General features: G+C 70.8%; 20 protein-coding genes. 7 read left to right on the top strand and 13 right to left on the bottom strand.

Annotated elements, in window-relative coordinates:
- Nucleotides 1–33: 33 nt before the first annotated feature.
- The gene (locus AC1D29_RS25420) at nucleotides 34–1,035 is read left to right on the top strand and encodes a DUF1444 domain-containing protein (RefSeq protein WP_477902757.1); all 1,002 of its coding nucleotides are present in this window, start codon (nucleotides 34–36) and stop codon (nucleotides 1,033–1,035) included.
- Here AC1D29_RS25420 and AC1D29_RS25415 read toward each other — a convergent pair.
- Genes AC1D29_RS25415 through AC1D29_RS25395 form a run of 5 tightly spaced genes read right to left on the bottom strand, consistent with a single transcriptional unit; the run spans nucleotide 1,032 to nucleotide 4,134 of the window.
- The gene (locus tag AC1D29_RS25415; RefSeq protein ID WP_477902754.1) at nucleotides 1,032–2,888 is read right to left on the bottom strand and encodes an ABC transporter ATP-binding protein; all 1,857 of its coding nucleotides are present in this window, start codon (nucleotides 2,886–2,888) and stop codon (nucleotides 1,032–1,034) included. The two genes, AC1D29_RS25420 and AC1D29_RS25415, sit on opposite strands and share 4 nt — an antisense overlap.
- 38 nt (nucleotides 2,889–2,926) lie before the next feature.
- Entirely contained in the window at nucleotides 2,927–3,202 is a 276-nt protein-coding gene (locus tag AC1D29_RS25410) for a DUF2164 domain-containing protein (RefSeq protein ID WP_477902752.1), read from the bottom strand.
- A 5-nt stretch (nucleotides 3,203–3,207) separates the two neighbouring features.
- Entirely contained in the window at nucleotides 3,208–3,633 is a 426-nt protein-coding gene (locus AC1D29_RS25405) for a hypothetical protein (protein WP_477902750.1), read from the bottom strand.
- Nucleotides 3,634–3,670: 37 nt separating this feature from the next.
- Nucleotides 3,671–3,946: a DUF2277 domain-containing protein gene (locus AC1D29_RS25400; protein ID WP_477902748.1), complete on the bottom strand. Its 276-nt coding sequence runs from the start codon at nucleotides 3,944–3,946 to the stop codon at nucleotides 3,671–3,673.
- A 14-nt stretch (nucleotides 3,947–3,960) separates the two neighbouring features.
- Nucleotides 3,961–4,134, bottom strand: coding sequence for an oxidoreductase-like domain-containing protein (locus tag AC1D29_RS25395; RefSeq protein ID WP_477902746.1), 174 nt, complete (start codon nucleotides 4,132–4,134; stop codon nucleotides 3,961–3,963).
- A 119-nt stretch (nucleotides 4,135–4,253) separates the two neighbouring features.
- On the opposite strand from AC1D29_RS25395, the gene AC1D29_RS25390 reads away from it, so the two are divergent.
- Genes AC1D29_RS25390 through AC1D29_RS25380 form a run of 3 tightly spaced genes read left to right on the top strand, consistent with a single transcriptional unit; the run spans nucleotide 4,254 to nucleotide 5,286 of the window.
- Entirely contained in the window at nucleotides 4,254–4,580 is a 327-nt protein-coding gene (locus AC1D29_RS25390; RefSeq protein WP_477902744.1) for a YbjQ family protein, read from the top strand.
- Between the two features lie 3 nt (nucleotides 4,581–4,583).
- Nucleotides 4,584–4,871, top strand: a complete 288-nt coding sequence (locus AC1D29_RS25385; protein ID WP_477902742.1) for a hypothetical protein — start codon at nucleotides 4,584–4,586, stop codon at nucleotides 4,869–4,871.
- Nucleotides 4,855–5,286 (top strand): hypothetical protein, encoded by a 432-nt coding sequence (locus tag AC1D29_RS25380; protein WP_477902899.1) that lies wholly within the window; start codon nucleotides 4,855–4,857, stop codon nucleotides 5,284–5,286. Before AC1D29_RS25385 ends, AC1D29_RS25380 begins: the two co-directional genes overlap by 17 nt.
- A 1-nt stretch (nucleotide 5,287) precedes the next feature.
- Here AC1D29_RS25380 and AC1D29_RS25375 read toward each other — a convergent pair whose 3' ends face one another.
- Nucleotides 5,288–5,659: a hypothetical protein gene (locus tag AC1D29_RS25375; RefSeq protein WP_477902740.1), complete on the bottom strand. Its 372-nt coding sequence runs from the start codon at nucleotides 5,657–5,659 to the stop codon at nucleotides 5,288–5,290.
- Nucleotides 5,660–5,737: 78 nt separating this feature from the next.
- A complete protein-coding gene (locus AC1D29_RS25370) occupies nucleotides 5,738–9,295 on the bottom strand; it encodes an L-glutamate gamma-semialdehyde dehydrogenase (protein WP_477902738.1) in 3,558 nt (1,185 codons plus the stop codon).
- 86 nt (nucleotides 9,296–9,381) lie between these two features.
- Here AC1D29_RS25370 and AC1D29_RS25365 point away from each other — a divergent pair, with 86 nt between their 5' ends.
- The gene (locus AC1D29_RS25365; RefSeq protein WP_477902736.1) at nucleotides 9,382–9,846 is read left to right on the top strand and encodes an Lrp/AsnC ligand binding domain-containing protein; all 465 of its coding nucleotides are present in this window, start codon (nucleotides 9,382–9,384) and stop codon (nucleotides 9,844–9,846) included.
- Nucleotides 9,847–9,881: 35 nt separating this feature from the next.
- Here AC1D29_RS25365 and AC1D29_RS25360 read toward each other — a convergent pair whose 3' ends face one another.
- Nucleotides 9,882–10,322, bottom strand: coding sequence for a hypothetical protein (locus tag AC1D29_RS25360; protein ID WP_477902734.1), 441 nt, complete (start codon nucleotides 10,320–10,322; stop codon nucleotides 9,882–9,884).
- A 293-nt stretch (nucleotides 10,323–10,615) separates the two neighbouring features.
- Between AC1D29_RS25360 and AC1D29_RS25355 the strand changes: the two genes are divergently transcribed.
- Nucleotides 10,616–13,714, top strand: a complete 3,099-nt coding sequence (locus AC1D29_RS25355; protein WP_477902732.1) for a ligand-binding sensor domain-containing protein — start codon at nucleotides 10,616–10,618, stop codon at nucleotides 13,712–13,714.
- A 28-nt stretch (nucleotides 13,715–13,742) separates the two neighbouring features.
- On the opposite strand, the gene AC1D29_RS25350 is transcribed toward AC1D29_RS25355, so the two are convergent.
- Nucleotides 13,743–14,438 carry a dienelactone hydrolase family protein gene (locus AC1D29_RS25350; protein ID WP_477902730.1) on the bottom strand — a complete coding sequence of 232 codons (696 nt, stop codon included), beginning with the start codon at nucleotides 14,436–14,438 and terminating at the stop codon, nucleotides 13,743–13,745.
- Nucleotides 14,439–14,512: 74 nt separating this feature from the next.
- Here AC1D29_RS25350 and ribA point away from each other — a divergent pair, with 74 nt between their 5' ends.
- A complete protein-coding gene (gene ribA / locus AC1D29_RS25345) occupies nucleotides 14,513–15,148 on the top strand; it encodes a GTP cyclohydrolase II (RefSeq protein WP_477902728.1) in 636 nt (211 codons plus the stop codon).
- Here ribA and AC1D29_RS25340 read toward each other — a convergent pair.
- The 4 genes from AC1D29_RS25340 to AC1D29_RS25325 are packed head-to-tail and all read right to left on the bottom strand — an operon-like array spanning nucleotide 15,145 to nucleotide 17,168.
- Nucleotides 15,145–15,717 (bottom strand): nucleotidyltransferase family protein, encoded by a 573-nt coding sequence (locus AC1D29_RS25340; protein ID WP_477902726.1) that lies wholly within the window; start codon nucleotides 15,715–15,717, stop codon nucleotides 15,145–15,147. The two genes, ribA and AC1D29_RS25340, sit on opposite strands and share 4 nt — an antisense overlap.
- 8 nt (nucleotides 15,718–15,725) lie before the next feature.
- Complete coding sequence (locus AC1D29_RS25335; RefSeq protein WP_477902724.1) at nucleotides 15,726–16,130, bottom strand: VOC family protein; 405 nt, start codon at nucleotides 16,128–16,130, stop codon at nucleotides 15,726–15,728.
- A gap of 9 nt (nucleotides 16,131–16,139) precedes the next feature.
- The gene (locus tag AC1D29_RS25330; RefSeq protein ID WP_477902722.1) at nucleotides 16,140–16,661 is read right to left on the bottom strand and encodes a DUF1697 domain-containing protein; all 522 of its coding nucleotides are present in this window, start codon (nucleotides 16,659–16,661) and stop codon (nucleotides 16,140–16,142) included.
- Between the two features lie 3 nt (nucleotides 16,662–16,664).
- Nucleotides 16,665–17,168, bottom strand: coding sequence for a rod shape-determining protein (locus tag AC1D29_RS25325; protein ID WP_477902720.1), 504 nt, complete (start codon nucleotides 17,166–17,168; stop codon nucleotides 16,665–16,667).
- Nucleotides 17,169–17,197: the final 29 nt, after the last annotated feature.

Here is a 17,197-nt window from a genome sequence, read left to right as displayed (position 1 = left end):
CGCGCGCATTCAAATTCCTGGGCGAGCAACTGCATGGGCGCGCCGACCGCCGACCTCGATGAACTGCTGCTGCGCGATGAGCAGCTCAAGGCGCTGGCACTGCCGGTCTGGATCTTGTTCGGGGTGACCGTGGCGGCCGTGGTCGGCATGCTCGGCCACAAGACGACGCTGAGCGTCGTCGGCTGGGTGGGCGGCTGGTTCGTCGGCCCATGGGTCGTCAGCCGCGCGGCGCCGCCGCTGCGCACGCCTGCCCTCGTGAAGTACCCGCTCTTCGTGGGTTGCGCCGTGCCCTTCCTGAGCCTGGCCGCGCCGGTCTATGTGTGGCTGGCCGCGCGCTCGGCCCGTGCCGCTCTGGAGGCTGACATCCGCCAGGCCGAGGTGCGCGAGCGACGCCGCGCGCCCTCGCCTGCGGGTGCTGCCGCCACGCCCCGCACGCCGCGCGCGCCCACGCTGAAGGCCTTGCCCGTGCTCCGCGCCGTCGCCAACGGTGGCTGGGCGGAGGGCGAGGAAATCAAGCTGGAGGTCTCAGGCCTGCCGCCCGGCATGACGGCCACGCCCGAGATGATGCCGCCGACGCGGGGGACGGGCGGCGTGTTCGCCGTGGGCTATCACGTCGATGCCGGGTCGCACTGGACGTCGGTGAGCCGCGACGACTTGCGCGCGGCGGGCCTGAGCCTGAACGCGCTGCACCGCCAGACGCTCTCCAACATGATGAAACTCGTCAAGGGTCAGCCGGGCCTGCGGCTGGTCGACCACCCGCCCTACTACGGGCTGCTGCTGGACGGCGACCACGAGGCCTGTCTCGTGCTGCTGGACGGGCTCTGGGACCACCTGTTCGCCGACAAAACGCCCAACGGCGCCATCGTCGCCATCCCGTCGCGCGACGTGCTCGCTTTCTGCGACGCAAACTCCGCCGAGGGCATCGCGGCCCTGCGCGCAGCCAGCGCGCGCATCGGGCCGGATGCCAAGGGCGCGCTGTTCCAGGGCCTGCTGCGCCGCCGCGACGGGCGCTGGACGGTCATGGAGAGCACTTAGTCGTCCAGCCCCAGGAAGCCACCGCTCTGGTGCGCCCACAGGCGCGCATAGATGCCGTTCTGCGCCAGCAGCTCGGCATGGGAGCCCTGCTCGACGATGCGGCCGGCGTCCATGACGACGAGGCGGTCCAGCGCCGCGATGGTGGACAGCCGGTGGGCGATGGCCACCACCGTCTTGCCTTCCATCAGCGTGTACAGCGACTGCTGGATGGCGGCCTCGACCTCGCTGTCCAGCGCGCTGGTCGCCTCGTCCAGCAGCAGGATGGGTGCGTCCTTCAGCATCACGCGGGCGATGGCGATGCGCTGGCGCTGGCCGCCCGACAGCTTGACGCCGCGCTCGCCCACATGCGCCTCGAAGCCGGTGCGGCCCTTGGGATCGGAGAGCGTCGCGATGAACTCGTCGGCGTGCGCGCGTTCGGCGGCGCGCTCCAGGTCAGAGCGGCTCGCGTCGGGCCGGCCGTAGAGGATGTTGTCGGCCACCGAGCGGTGCAGCAGCGAGGTGTCCTGGGTGACCATGCCGATGTGGCGGCGCAGCGAGTCCTGCGTGACACGGGCGATGTCCTGGCCGTCGATGGTGATGCGGCCACCGTCGGGCGCCAGGTCGTACAGGCGCAGCAACAGGTTCACCAGCGTGCTCTTGCCCGCGCCGCTGCGGCCCACCAGGCCGATCTTCTCGCCGGGCTTGATCGCCAGGTCCAGATGGTCCACGACGACCTTGCCGTTGGGGTAGGCGAAGTGCAGGTTCTCGAAGCGCACCTCACCGCGCGGCACGGTCAGCACGGTGGCGTCGTTCGCGTCGGCAATCGCCTGCGGCTTGGACAGCGTGGCCAGACCGTCCTGCACGGTGCCGATGTGCTCGAACAGCGACGCCATCTCCCACATGACCCAATGCGAGATGCCGTTCAGGCGCATCGCCATCGCAGTGGCCGCGGCGACCGCGCCGACGCCGATGGCCGACACGCCCCACAGCCACAACGCCAGCAGCGCCGTGCTGCCAACCAGCAGCGCCGACAGCAGCGAGTTGACGATCTCGAAGCCCGTCACCAGGCGCATCTGGCCATAGGCCGTCAGCATGAAGTCCTGCATCGCCGCCTTGGCGAAGCTGGCCTCGCGGCGGCCGTGGGCGAACAGCTTGACGGTGGCGATGTTGGTGTACGCGTCGGTGATGCGGCCGGTCATCAGGCTGCGTGCATCGGCCTGCGCCTGGGCCACCTTGCCCAGCCGCGGCACGAAGTAGCGCAGCGCGACCAGGTACAGCGCCAGCCAGGCGGCGAACGGCGCCATCAGCCAGGCATCGAAGCTGGCGACGATGGCCACCAGCGTGCCGAAGTAGACGGCCACGTAGACCAGGATGTCGACGACGATGAGCCACGTGTCGCGCACGGCCAGCGCCGTCTGCATGACCTTGGTGGCGATGCGGCCGGCGAACTCGTCGCCGAAGAAGGCCAGGCTCTGCGCCAGCATGCGGCGGTGGAACAGCCAGCGCAAGCGCATCGGGAAGTTGCCGAACACGCCCTGGTACTTCAGCAGTGCCTGCGCGGCCGCCAGCACGACGCTGACGCCCAGCACGGCCACCAGCGCGACGACCACGGGCTGCGGCCTGGCCCACAGCTCGCCCGGCTTGACGGTGGACAGCCAGTCCACCAGCGACGCCATCAGGCTGAACAGCAACGCCTCGGCCGCCGCGATGCCGGCCGTGAACAGCGTGACCGCCGCGAGATGCGGGCGCACGCCGTCGGCGCAGCGCCACAGGAAGGCGAAGAAGCGCGTCGGCGGCGCGTGGCCGGCGGTCTCGGGATAAGGGTCGACGAGGCGCTCGAAGCGCGCGACCAACGGTTGGAACAGCGAAGCCATCCGGCTAGTTTCGCCGGACAACGTTGCGGGTCACGACATCAGCGCCGCCCGGCCGGCCTGGCGGCGCGCCGGCTCCAGTACTGGAAGGCGTCCTCGTGAACGTCCACGTCCACCTCTGCCACGCGTGCGGTCAGCCGCTCCTGCACGTCTGCCACGGCCTGGTTGTAGACCAGCGGCGCGATCTCTTCGAGGAAGAAGCCCAGCAGCGCGCCGGCCGCGACGTTGCCCACGCGCTCGTCCAGCTCCGCCTCCAGGTAGCGCTGCAGCGAGGCCACGGCCTGCTCGCGTTCGGTGCGCGCCAGTTCGATGGCCATGCGGTTTACTGGCTGGCCGCCGAGGCCACGGCGGGCGGCGGCACCGGCACCGTGACGCCCGGCGACAGCGAGATCTCCTCGACCAGCGTGACGCCGGTGACGAAGTAGCGCGTCTCGCCGAAGCAGGAGCCCGGCAGGCCGACCTTCTCCTCGTAGTGCAGGTTCACGCGCCGGCCCATGACCTTGTTGATGGCCTGCGCCGTGGCCTCGTCGTGCACGGTGAACTGGAACTTCTCGACCGTGCTGGTGCCGGGCAGCGACACCAGCGCCTGCTCGCCCTCCCAGGTCTTGCAGACCCAGCCCTTGCGCGAGAACTTCTGCACCCAGCCGGCGCGCTCGCCGTCGGAATAGCTCCAGCGCCAGGCGAAGGCGAACCAGGCCGCGACGAGCAGCAGCAGTGCGACGACGGACAGGGCGATCTTCAGGCGCATGGCGGTGTGGGTAGAGACGGGGCGCGGCGATTGTGCGTCACACCCCGTGACCAAAGCGTTCGGCCGAGCGCGCCCTGGCCTTGGCGGCCTCGATCTCGCGATTCTTGGGCTCGGCCGTCGTCACCAGCGACGCGATCAACGTGCGCGCCTCGTCGGCGATGGCCGCCACGGCATGGTCGAACGCCGCCGCATTGGCCTGCGACGGCACGTTGAAACCGCTGAGCTTGCGCACGAACTGCAGCGCCGCGTCGCGGATCTCGACCTCGGTGGCGGGGGGCTCGAAATTGAAGAGGGTGCGGATGTTGCGGCACATGGCGGGGCCTTTCTTCACGGCGCGTCGGGATGCCGCTCACGCCAGGCTCGCAGCGCGCGGCGGTAGTCATCATTAGCCAGGTCGTAGAGGTCGAAGATGCAGGGGTCGCAGCCGTTGCCGCAGCAGGCGTCCAGGTCGGGCTCCGGCGGCGGCTGGGGCATGGGGTCGGGGTCGGGCGCTTCAGTCATCACGGCAGATTGTCTTGCCCGTCCCGGCTTTCCGGAGGAATTGTTCCGGGAGCGTCCTAACGAATTGCTAACGCCCGCCAACCTAGCATTGCGCCACCCCAGATCACAAGGAGAACAGCGTGCTGATCGTGACCACGGAAAACCTCGCCGGCCACCGCGTCGTCGAAGTCAAAGGCCAGGTGTTTGGCGTCGTCGTGCGCAGCCGCGGCTTGGCGGGCAACATCCTGGCGGGCCTGCGCTCCATCATCGGCGGCGAGATCACCGAGTACACGCAGCTGCTGGAGGAAGCCCGCCGCCATGCCATCGACCGCATGGTGAAGAACGCCAGCCTGATGGGCGGCAACGCCGTGGTCATGATGCGCTTCGACTCGTCGGAGATGGGCCAGACCATGAGCGAGATCGTCGCCTATGGCACGGCCGTCGTGGTCGAACGGCTGCCGGCCTGAGCCATGCTGCGCACCCTGCTGCTCGTCGTGGCGCTGGCGGTCGGCGTGATCGGCCTGGGCGCTCGCCTGGCCGGCCACCGCGACGCGACGCCGTTCGCCCTCTGGGGCTGCCTGATCGCCGCGGCCGTGCTGGTGGAGCGCTGGCGCTACCGCTCCCGCGCAACGCCGCCGGGTGGCGACTGGCAGCAGACCGAGGAACGCGTCGTCGACCCCGAGTCTGGGCGGACGATGCGGGTGTTCTACAACCCCGGCACCGGCGAACGCCGCTATGAACATGATCCGCAGGGCTGACCCCCCGAGCTACGCCATCAAGGCCGAGATCGCCGACACGCAGGCCGGCGCCTGGATCTTTGCCGCGCAGAAGACGATGTACGACGGCAAGCGCATCGCGGTGGGCGACGTCATCTACGTCTTCGCCAGCGAGAACGAGGGCGGGCCGGGCTTGGTCGCGCGCGGCGTCGTCACGGCGGCCGCAGCCACGCCGCGTCTGCCGGGCGTGGCGCGGCAGACACCGCGCGTCAGCATCGCGGTCAAGCGCAGCGCGCTGGTGAGGCGACGCCTCGGCCGCGCCGAGCTCAAGCCCTTTGCCCACTGGGACGACGGCCGGCCCGAGACCGAGTTGAACTTCAAGTTCTATCGTCAGGCGACGAACAAGATCGTCGGGCTCAGCGACGAAGCCGCCGCCTTCCTGAGCAGCTTCTTCTGACTCAGGCGCTGAGCGCGCGCCGCGCGCGCAGGTGCTGGATGCGCGCCTCCAGCTCGATCAGCTCGCGTTCATGCTCGGCATCCTTGATTGCCTCGATGCGCTCGTGGATGCGGCGCAGCTCCTGCAACGGCGCGGACGCTGCTTGCACATCGGCCGGCTGCCGTTCGGCCATCTCGATCAACAGCCGGGTGATCACGCCCAGCTGATCGCCGTAGCTCGCCACGTCAAAGGCGCGAGCCTCGATGCGCGCATTGCCGGCCTCGGGCTTGATGCCGGCGAAGAACCAGTCCAGGCGCGGCTCGATGTCCTGCGCCACGTCACCGCTGAAGGGCAGGCGCAGCTGCGGCGCCCAGAGCCAGAACCATGGAAACATCTCATCTCTCCCTGCACGCCGGGACAGCAGGCGTGTGGCGGGATGGTGACTCAGCCGTGCTGCAGGAGCAAGGACGCCTCAGTGAACCCCCGCCAGCAACGCCGCATTCCCCCCCGCCGCGGCTGTGTTGACCGTCAGCGTCTGCTCCGCCGTGAAGCGGTAGAGCTGGCGCACGTGGCCGGCGGCGGTGACCAGCGGCAGGATGGCGCCGGGCCGCGGGGCCAGGGCCTGCGCCAGCGTGTGCGCGGCGGCCGGGTCTGACGAGGCCAGCGCCACGCCGGCCAGTTGCGGCGCGGCGAGCAGGCCGGGCAGGGCCGAGTCGGGCAGCAGCGTCAGCGCGCTCGTGGGCAGGCCGGCGCGCAGCAGCGCCTGGCGTGCGCGTTCGTCACCGCCCAGCCAGATGGCGCTGTTGCCGGCCAGCAGCGCGCTGACGACGGCCGCCAGGCCCGCCTCAGCGCGGCCCAGCACGGCGAAGACGCCGCGGGCGTGGTGGCGCAGCGTGTTGCTCTCGCCGGTGGGGCCGGGCAGGGTCAGCTCGGCGAACAGCGTCTGCGCTGCCGTGAACAAGCCGCGCAGCGCCAGCGCCGCGGGCGCGTCCAGCGTGTCGGCCGCGCGGCGCAGCGTGGCGATGCGCTCGGCCAGTGGCGTGTCGCGCCAGGCGGCGTCGGTGCCGACGGCCAGCGCCTCGCTGCGGCCGTCCAGCGCCAGCGGCGGGGCGGGCGCATCGATGTGCGGCTCGGCGCAGAAGCGGCGCAGGTAGTCGGGGCCGCCGGCCTTGGGACCCGTGCCGGACAGGCCTTCGCCACCAAAGGGCTGCACGCCCACGACGGCGCCGATGATGTTGCGGTTCACGTAGACGTTGCCGATGCGTGCCTCGTCGGCCAGGCGCTGGGCGCGGCTGTCGATGCGGGTCTGGATGCCCAGCGTCAGGCCGTAGCCCAGCGCGTTGATGTCCTGGATGACCTCGTCGACGGACCCGTCGAAGCGAACGACATGCAGCACCGGGCCGAAGATCTCCTCGCCCAGGTGCGACACGCGCGGCAGCTCGAAGGCGACGGGGCGGATCTGGCGCGGCATGGCCTGGGCAATCGACGCCTCGGCAATGAGCTGGGCGTCGCGCTTCAGGCGTTCCACATGCTTGCTGATGTTGGCGTGCGCCTCGTCGTCGATGACGGGGCCCACGTCGGTGGCGAGGTCGGCCGGCTGGCCCACGTGCAGCTGCGAAAGCGCCCCGCGCAGCATCTCGACGACGCCGTCGGCGATGCTGGACTGCACGCACAGCAGGCGCAGCGCCGAGCAGCGCTGGCCGGCGGAGCGGAAGGCGCTCTGCACGACGGCGTCGATGACCTGCTCGGGCAGCGCGGTGGAGTCCACCACCATCGCGTTCAGGCCACCGGTCTCGGCGATCAGCGGGATGGGCGAGTTGGGCTTGGCGGCCAGCGCCTTGTTGATGATCTGCGCGACGACGGTGGAGCCGGTGAAGCAGACGCCGGCCGTGTGCGCGTGGGCCACGAGCCCCGCACCGACGGTCTCGCCCGGGCCGTGCAGCAGCGCCAGCGCATCGGCCGGCACGCCGGCCTGGTGCAGCAGCTCGACGAACTTCAGCGCCACGAAGGGGGTCTGTTCGGCCGGCTTGGCGGCAACCGCGTTGCCGGCCACCAGCGCGGCGACGACCTGGCCGGCAAAGATGGCCAGCGGGAAGTTCCACGGGCTGATGCAGACGAACACGCCGCGGCCCTGCATGAGGTCGGGCTCGGCCTCGGCTTGGTCGGCGTAATAGCGCAGGAAGTCCACCGCCTCGCGCACTTCCGCGACGCAGTCGCCCTGGGTCTTGAACGCCTCCTTGACGAGCAGCGCGCAGAACTCGGCCAGGCGCGCGTCGAGCTCGTCGGCGGCGCGGCGCAGGATGGCGGCGCGGGCCGGCACGGGCCGGGCGTTCCAGTCGGTGAAGCCGGTGTGCAGGCGCTGCATCGCGGCGTCCACCTCCGCGGCGGTGGCCTCGGGCACGGCGCGCACCGGCGTGGCCTCCAGCGCGGCCTGCAGCGGCGCGCGCTGGGCCGGGTCGGTCAGGTCGGCGCCGGTGGAATTGGCGCGGCCGCGACCTTGCTCGTCCAGGTAGAGCGCGGGCGGCAGAGGCAGCGCGCTGGCGCTGCGCACGTCCAGCAGCGGCGAGCCCAGCAGCTCGGGCACCTGCACGCTGGGGTCGGCCAGCTGGTGCACGAACGACGAGTTGGCGCCGTTCTCCAGCAGCCGGCGCACCAGGTAGGCCAGCAGGTCGCGGTGCTCGCCCACGGGGGCGTAGACGCGGCAGGGGATGGCGCCGTCCTTCAGCACCTCTCGGTAGACGCCTTCGCCCATGCCGTGCAGGCGCTGCATTTCGAACTTGGCGCCGGTGGCGCGCGCCATCTGCACGATGGCCGCGATCGTGCCGGCGTTGTGGCTGGCGAACTGCGGGTAGATGACGTCGGCATGCTGGATCAGCGCACGGGCGCAGGCCAGATAGCTCACGTCGGTGTGCTGCTTGTGCGTGAACACCGGGTAGTGCGTCAGGCCCAGCTCCTGGGCGCGCTTGATCTCGCCGTCCCAGTAGGCGCCCTTGACCAGCCGAACCATGAAGCGCAGCCCGTGCTTGCGCGCGATGGCCGCGACCTCGTCGACGACGGCCAACGCGCGCGTCTGGTAGGCCTGCACGGCCAGGCCGAAGCCGCGCCACTGCGGGTAGAGGACGGCGATCTTGGCGGCCAGCGTGTCCAGCACGTCCAGCGACAGCTCCAGGCGGTCGACCTCCTCAGCGTCTATGGTCAGGTTGATGTTGGCCTCGGCAGCCAGCTCGATGAGCTGCCACACGCGCGGCAGCAGTTCGGCAAACACGCGGTCGCGCTGCAGCACCTCGTAACGGCTGAACAGCGCGCTGAGCTTGATGGAGATGCCGTCGGAGGCCTCGGGCGAATCGGCCCGCTGGCCAGCCGCGATGGCCTTGATCGCGCCCACGTAGGCGGCCTGGTAGCGGCGCGCGTCGTTCTCGGTGCGGGCGCCTTCGCCCAGCATGTCGTAGCTGAAGCGCAGCTGCTTCTGCGCCTTGCGGGCCGCGTCGGCCTCGCTCATCGCCTCGCCGATGTTGCGGCCCAGCACGAACTGCCGGCCCAGCAGCTGGATGGCGCGCACGGTGGCCGCCACCACGGTCTGCGCGCCCAGGCGCTTGAACAGGCCGCCGTCGTCGTCAGCCCCGGGCAGGAAGCGCTTGGACATGGAGATGGCCGAAGCCGACAGCGCGGCCAGCATCTTGTGCGGGCTGCCTTCACTGGCACCGTCGAAGTCCGCGCGGCCCAGCTGGTCGGCCGTCAGCGCGATGGCCGTGGGGGCGTCCGGCACGCGCAACAGCGCTTCGGCCAGGCGCATCAGCGCCAGGCCCTCGGCGCTGGTGATGGGGTACTCGCGCAGCAGCGACTCCATCGCCCAGAACGGCGCCGGGTTCTTGCGCACCTGTTCCACCCAGGGCGCGGCCATGGCGATGACACCGGGCCAGGCCAGCGCGCCGCCGACGCGCTCGGCCAGCGCCTGCACGACGCCATGTTCAGCCCGGTAGGGGTGCGGCAGGCGGGGCTGTTCGATCGGTGCGGCGAAGGGCGTGGTCATGGCGGCTCCTGGTGAGGATTGGCACTTTATCGACGATGCTCTTGGATTAAATTCCAACGATCGACCAAACAGCCGAGATAAATCCAATGACCGACACCCTCGACAAGATCGACGAGCGCATCCTGCGCGTGCTGCAGGCCGATGGCCGGATTTCCAACCTCAAGCTGGCCGAGACCGTACACCTGTCGCCCACCGCCGTGCTGGAGCGCGTGAAGCGGCTGACGCGCGACGGCTACATCCTGGGCTACGAGGCACGGTTGAACCCGGCCAAGCTGGGCGCGGCCATGCTGGTCTTCATCGAGGTGCACCTGGACCGCACGGTGCAGGACGTGATGGACACCTTCAAGGGCGCCGTCCAGGCCCGGCCCGAGATCCTGGAATGCCACCTGGTGGCCGGCGGCTTCGACTACCTGCTGAAGACGCGGGTGCGCGACATGGGCGCATACCGGGAGTTCATCGGCAGCGTGATCTGGTCGTTGCCCGGGGTGCGGGAGACGAGGACCTATGCGGTCATGGAAGAGGTCAAGGCGACGAATGCGTTGCCGTTCTGAACGGGTGGCGGGCTTGCGGCACCGGACGGATGGGATCAGGCCGCGCTCGGTACGCGAACGATTGACCGCTCGACATCGGCAAAGATGGACTCGCAGGACCCGCAGGAGTAGTCGTGAATGGTGATTTGAATTGCGCTAGCGGTATTGCTAACGACCAACGACAAGACTCTGTAGGAGGCGTTGACGTCATACAAATCTAACGCGGACCTGTAAAGGCCACCATCAGACTGGCCTCTGCACTCAACAATTTCCCAAGTGCTTTCCTCAAGTTCGAAGAAGCTTTCCTCGTGAACTTGTTGCAGGTGGTCAGCCAGCGCCTGAGGCGACACCCTGGGCTCCGCTAGCTCTATCCACTTGACGTAGGCACCTTTTGATCCGTCGGGTGCTTCAACATAGCCATTGGCTGCATCGTCTTCTTGGGATGCCCAGCCATCGGGGAGCTTGAACTCCCAAGGACCGATGTGCGCCGTTTGCATGTTGCTTCACGCCCAGATTTGTGGGGCTTAATGTGTTGTAGCGCGACAGGCAGTGCCGATAACACCTCCCCTTGTGCCATAACCGGCTGCCCGACGCGCATTGCCAGGTGCGTCAGGTGCCGGACCGAGTGCGCGAACGCATGCGCATGATGCATTGCCGCCCTCGCAACAAATAGGCGTACGTGCACTGGACCGATGCCTTCTTCCGCCGGCGTACTAAGGCCGGGTAAACCGGGCGCAAGAGACGCCCGCCCGCCTCGGACAATGCAGTTTTTGAAGACCGCGCGCCCTCCATGATCTGCCGCACCCTGACGCTGGCCCTCTGCCTGCTCACCGCGCTGGCCTCGGTGGCGCTGGCTCAGCCAGTGCCACCCGCCCCGAGCGCGCTGGAGCCGCAATTCGCCACCGTGCCCGTGCCGCGCGACGTGGTGGGCAGCCTGGCCCAGGACCGGCAGGGCCTGATCTGGATAGGCACCAGCGACGGTCTGGCCCGCTTTGACGGCTACCGGCTGCGGCCCATCGAGCGCGAGGGCGCCACGCCCGTGCAGCGCAACCTCGGCTGGGTGCGCTCGCTGGCGGCGGCCGCCGACGGCGGCATGTGGATAGGCACCGAGGTCAACGGCCTGGCGCGCTACGACCCCGCCTTCGACCGCGTGCGCATGCTGGGCAGCGGCAGCGAGCGCCCCACGCCCATCCGCGCGCTGGCCGAGGACGGTGCCGGCCGGGTCTGGGTGGGCACGCTGGGGCAGGGCCTGCTGCGCTACGAACCCAAGACGGGCCGCTTCGGCACCGAGCCGCTGGTCGTCGACGGCCAGCCGGAGCGCCGCGTGCTGGCGCTGGCCGTGGGCCGCGACGGCGCGCTGTGGGTCGGCCACTGGCGCGGCCTGACGCGGCGCGACACGCAGGGCGGCTGGACGGCCGTGGCCCTGCCCGGCGGTGCCGTGGGCATCAGCACGCTGCTGGAGGACCGCGCCGGCCGGCTGTGGTTCGGCACGGTGGACGGCCGCGTGGGCCGCATCGAGGCCGATGGCCAGGCGGGCTGGCTTGCGGCTCATTTCAAGGGCGGCGTGCAGGCGCTGGCTCAAGGGCAGGACGGCACGGTCTGGGCCGGGCTGAACGACGGCATCGCCTGGCTGGACGGCGCCAGCGGCGCGCTGCTGCGTCAGCTGCGCCACAACCCGCACCTGCCCGGCGGCCTGGCCGGCAACGACGTCAACGTGCTGCTGCGCGACCAGACGGGCGCCATGTGGGTGGGTGGCTACGGCGTGGGCCTGCAGCGCCACCACCAGCACCCGGCGCTGGCCGTGCGCGGCCCCGACGCCGACCCGGGCAGCCCGCTGGCCGGCAGCGACCTGCGCGGCCTGCTGCCCCGCCGCGACGGCCTGCTGATGGTGGCCACGCACAGCGGCCCGGTGGCGCTGCTGGACGCGCAGCTGCGCACCGTCGGCCGCTGGCCGCGCGAGGCCGACACGCCGGTGGACAACCTCGCAGAAGGGCCGGACGGCAGCGTCTGGCTGGTGGCCAACGGCCGACTGGAGCGTCGCGAGCCGCGCGGCGCCCGCCTGCTCGCCGGTTGGGCGCTGGAGGGCGGCCGCGCGCACCGATTGCTGGTGTTGCCGAACAGCGAGGGCGGCGAAGTCTGGGTGGGCATGCAGGACGGGCTGTACCGCCTGCCCTCAACCAAGGCTGCGGGCGTGGAGCGCGTGCGCCGTGCCGACGGCGAGCCGCTGYGCGGCGGCGTGCATGCGCTGCGCGTGGAGCCCGGCAGCGGCCGGCTCTGGGTGGGCGCGCTGGCCGGCCTGTTCCGCTGGGACGGCCAGCGGCTGACAGAGGTGCAGGGCGCCCCCGGCGAGGCGCTGGGCTTCCCCGCCGTGCTGGGCCTGCTGCACACGCGCGACGGCGCCCTCTACGTGGACACCGCCGTCAGCGGCCTGCACCGGCTCAAGGACTATGACGCCGAGGGGCGCGCGCGCTTCGAGCGCATCAGCGAGCGCCTGGGCGCACCGGGCCGGCCCTTCGGCGTCAACCTGCACGAAGACGGCCAGGGCCGCGTCTGGAGCCAGCAGTCGGTCTACGACCCGGCCGCTGACCGGCTGGACGAGCTCAGCGGCGCCGAGGGCCCGCCGATGGGCACGCCGCGCTTCTTCGCCGACGCCGCACTGGCCGACGGCCGCCTGCTCTTCTGCGGCAGCCGCGGGCTGCTGGTGGTCGAGCCGCTGGCCTTCACGCCGTCGCGCTACGCGCCGCCGGTGGTCATCAGCAGCCTGCGCCGCGACGGCCAGCTCTTCCACCCCGACCAGGACCTGGCCCAGGGCCTGAAGCTGCCGGCGGGCACGCGCAGCTTCGCCGTCGAGTTCGCCGCGCTGGACTACACCGACCCGGCCAAGCTGCGCTACTCGATGCGACTGGATGGCTGGGACGCCGACTGGACGCCCACCGACGCCAGCGCCCGCTTCGCGAGCTACGGCGGCCTGCAGCCGGGCCGCTACACGCTGGAGGTGCGCGCCACCAACCACCACGGCCTGTGGAGCGACCGGCCGCTGCGGCTGGGCATCGAACTGCTGCCGGCCTGGTGGCAGACGCGCTGGGCCCAGGCCGCCGCGGTGCTGGCGCTGCTGGCCTTCAGCTGGGCGCTGCTGCGCTGGGGCGTCGCGCGGCGCACCGAGCAGCTGGGCCGCCGCGAGGCGGCGCTGCAGGCGCTGGTGGAGCAGCGCACCGCGGAGCTGCGCGAGGCCAGCACCACAGACCCATTGACCGGCCTGCGCAACCGCCGCTACCTGGACTCGCGGGTCACTTCAGACCTGCAGCTGTGCCTGCGCCACTACACGGAGCCGCGCCACCGCAACCCGGACGACGAGGCCGACCTGCTCGTCATGCTGATGGACCTGGACCACTTCAAGCGCATCAACGACCGCCACGGCCATGCCGCGGGCGACCTGGTGCTGATCGAGTTCGCCCGCCGGCTGCGGACGGTGTTCCGCGAGAGCGACGTGCTGGTGCGCTGGGGTGGCGAGGAATTCCTGGCGCTGGCCCGCGGCGGCGCGCGCACCGGCGCGGCCGACCTGGCAGCGCGCTTCACCGCCGCCGTGCGCGAGCAGCCCTTCACGCTGCCCGACGGGCGCACGCTGTGGGTCACCGTCTCCATCGGCTTCGCGGTCTTCCCGCTGGATCCCGAGGCGCCCCGCGCCTGGGGCTGGGACGCCACGCTGAGCCTGGTCGACGCCGCCCTCTATGCCGCCAAGGGCCAGGGCCGCGACAGCTACGTGGGCGTGCTGCGCGCCGACGGCCTGCGGCCCGACGAGCTGGCCCCCGACACCGAGACCTGGATGAAGGAGCCGCGCCTGCAAGTGCGGCGCAGCGAAGTCAAGGCGGCCAGCCCGCTGCCGCACTGACGGCACGGGCGCCGCCCGCCACAACAGCTCAGGCCAGGTGCTGGCCGAAGAAGCGCATGGTCCGGTCCCAGGCCTGCTGGGCCCAGACCGCGTCGTACTGCGTCTTCGCGATGCGGCCCGGCCCCTGCGCGGTCTCGTTGGCGAAGGCGTGATGGGCCAGGTAGCGATGGCCCTCGTAGCGCACGCCAGCCTCCTGCAGCTTGGCCTCCAGGCCGTCCACGCCGGCGATGGGAAAGGATTCGTCCTGCGTGGCCCAGTGGGCCTGCAGCGGGAGCTTGATCTTGCCGGCGTCCACGTACGCCAAGGGCGGCATGCCGTACCAGACCACCGCCGCGTCGGCCTCGGGTGCCATCGTGGCAGCCAGCACGGTCAGCGCGCCGCCCATGCAGTAGCCGGTCACGCCCACCTTGCCGCTGCCGAGCTTCAGGCCCTTCAGGTGCTGCACGGCGCCGCGCACGTCCTGCGATGCCGCGTCGCCGAAGTTCAGCTCTGTCATCAGGTGGCTGGCCTCTTCGGCCTCGACGGTGCTCTTGCCGCGGTACAGGTCGGGCACCAGCGCCGTGAAGCCGGCGCTCGCGAAACGCTGGGCCACGCCGCGGATCTGGTCGTTCAGGCCCCACCATTCCTGGATGACGACGACGGCGCCCAGCGGCTGGGCGGCCTCGGCGAGATAGCCCGACACGGTGGCGCCGTCGGGGCGCTGGAACTGGATCGTCTGGGCCATGCCGGGCTCCTGCAAAAACGGTTGGAGGCCGCAGCCTAACCTGCGCGACACGGGGTTTCCCCCGGGGGGCGAGAATGGCACCCTGGCTGACCGACATCATGAAGATCGAACGCATCGTTTCCACCCGCCTGCCAACGCCCTATGGCGATTTCGCCATCCATGGCTTCCGCGAGACCGAGGGTGGGCAGGAGCATGTCGTGCTGAGCATGGGTGACCTCACCGGCGACGACCCGCCGCTGGTGCGCGTGCATTCGGAATGCATGACCGGCGAGGTGTTCGGTTCGCTGCGCTGCGACTGCCGGCCGCAGCTGCAAGGCGCCATGCAGCGCATCGCCAGCCAGGGCCGCGGCGCCATCGTCTACATGCGCGGCCATGAGGGCCGCGGCATCGGCCTGGTGCAGAAGCTGCGCGCCTACGCCGAGCAGGACGCCGGTGCCGACACGATCGAGGCCAACGCGCAGCTGGGCCTGCCCATCGACGCGCGCCGCTACGACGCCGCCGCCTGCATGCTGCGCGCACTGGGCGTGCACCGCATCCGGCTGCTGACCAACAACCCGCTGAAGATGGCCGCGCTGGCCGAGTTCGGCATCGACGTCGTCGAGCGCGAGGCGTCGCTGACCGAGCCGGGCCCGGACAACGAGCGCTACCTGCGCACCAAGGCCAACGAGATGGGCCACCACGACCTGGGCCATCTGTTCGACCAGGGCTAGGCGGGCTCGACCACCACACGCGGCCAGCGCTCGGCGTAGCGCTTGCTGGCGCAACGCTGGCGATAGGTCTCGACGCTGACCCGCACCGGGTTGCGCCGCACCCGCATCGCGAACAAGTCCTCCAGCCCGTGTGGCGCGATCAGCTGCAGCCGGTCGGCCGCATCCAGCCACACGCCCACCGCCGTCGCCGTCTCGGGCCACGAGGCCACGGCCTCGTGCAGTGAACCCAGCGGCGCGACTGCATGGCCGAAGCAGGCCTCGAACCAACGATGCACGCCGGCCTGGTTCACCACCTCCCAGGGCAGACCCGGGCACAGCGCGGCAAGCCGTGCCTGCAGCGCCCGTTCACGTTCGGCCGACAGGTCGGCTGCGTCGAAGAACGCGAAGTCCACATCGGCCAGCGGCGTGGGCCGGTCGAAGGCGTGCAGCGCGTCCCACACCAGGTTGCGCAGCGCGCCGGCACCCACGCACCACTGCGCCAGCCCGAGCGCACGCCCGGCCCGCAACGCGGCCATGAAGGGCGCCGAACCCGCGACGATGCCGCACAGCCGGCCGTGCAAGTCCGTCATGGGTGCCATCACGGCGTCTTCGGCGCACGCGCGTAGCTCTGCGTCAGCGCCTCCCACGCATGGCCGTCGGGCTCGCGCCAGTAGACGATGCGCCCACCCACCGAGGTGTTGACCTGGAAGTCGTCCGGCCCGACGGGCGTGCTGCGCCAGGCGATGCCCAGCGACTGCAGCCGTGCCAGCAGCGCATCGAACTCGGCCTCGCTGACGCGGAAGGCGTAGTGCTGCAAGGGCACGGGCGCGTCGGCCGCGACCTGGTCGAAGTCCACCGTCAGCTCGTCCGACACATAGACCGCGCTGAACGGCCCCACGGCGGCCTGGGCCGACCAGGGCACGTCGAGGATGGTGGCCAGCCGCTCGGCCGCGGCACGGCGGTCGCGGGCGGGGATCAGCAGGTGGTCGAGGACGATGGGCATGGCAGCTCCTCAGGCCTTGGCGCACTTGGCGACGGTGTCCCAGGTGCGCGTCGTGATGTTCTTGCTGAAGGTCTTCTCCAGCAGATGCATGAAGACCGGCCCCTTCTCGTTGGGCACGTACACACACAGCACCTCGCCGCCGATGCGCTTCAGGATGCTGGCGTCGTGCAGCGTGATCGGCAGCGCCACCTCGTCCACCTTGTCCGGCTCGCGCAGAAAGGTCAGCACGCGCTTGCCGCCGGCCGGCAGCTTGAACTCGGCGAACGGGTCGGCGGCCAGCAGTTGCTGCAGATGCGCGGTCGAGCGCACGACGGTGGCGAAGCCGTAGCCCGCGCCGTCCTGCATGGCCTTCTCGACGCGCTTCTGCAATGCCGCCGCCGATGCGGCGCGCGCAGTGGAGAAGACGACGTTGCCGCTGCTTAGCAGCGTCTTCACGTCGGTGAAGCCGGCGTCCTCCAGGCAGCGCTTGAGTTCCGGCATCTTGCAGTTCATCGGGCTGACGCCGCGCAGCAGGGCAACGTAACGGGGCATGGGTCAGATCCTGAAGAGTTTGCCGGTGGCGGGGAACTGCCCCGACTGCAGCTGATCGTCCGTCAGCGTGGGGCCTTGCCAGATGCGCGCGCGGGCGGCGCCGGTGCCCAGCGCCATCTCACCCAGCGCCCGGATCTCCACTTGCGTCAGCCCGCCCTCGTGTTCCCCCAGCGGATGCATGATCACCTCGGGCGCCGGCATGAACCATGTCCTGCCGGCCAGGCGGCGGATGAAGGCCTTCAGCAGCTGCTCGGCGAGCGTGAAGTCGGACACCAGCGATCTCGGGTGGGCCAGCGGGTTGAACACATTGACGTGCGGCTGCGCGGCATGTGCCCGCGCCTCGGCCCCGACGCCCACGATGTTGAGCTTTTGCCCCGGCACCGACTGGAGCGCGATCTCGGGCACTTCAGCGATGGTGATGCCGGCGCGCGGATCACGAACCGACAGCTGCGCCGGCGAGAGCTGCACGTAGAGGCGGCGGGTGAACCAGTCACGGATGGATGGCATGGCAGGTCAGCGTCTTTCCGGGACCGCAA

Source organism: Roseateles sp. P1_C6 (assembly GCF_056406315.1).
The sequence above is the reverse complement of the archived record's forward strand: the minus strand, read 5'-3'. Positions and strand labels throughout refer to the sequence as shown.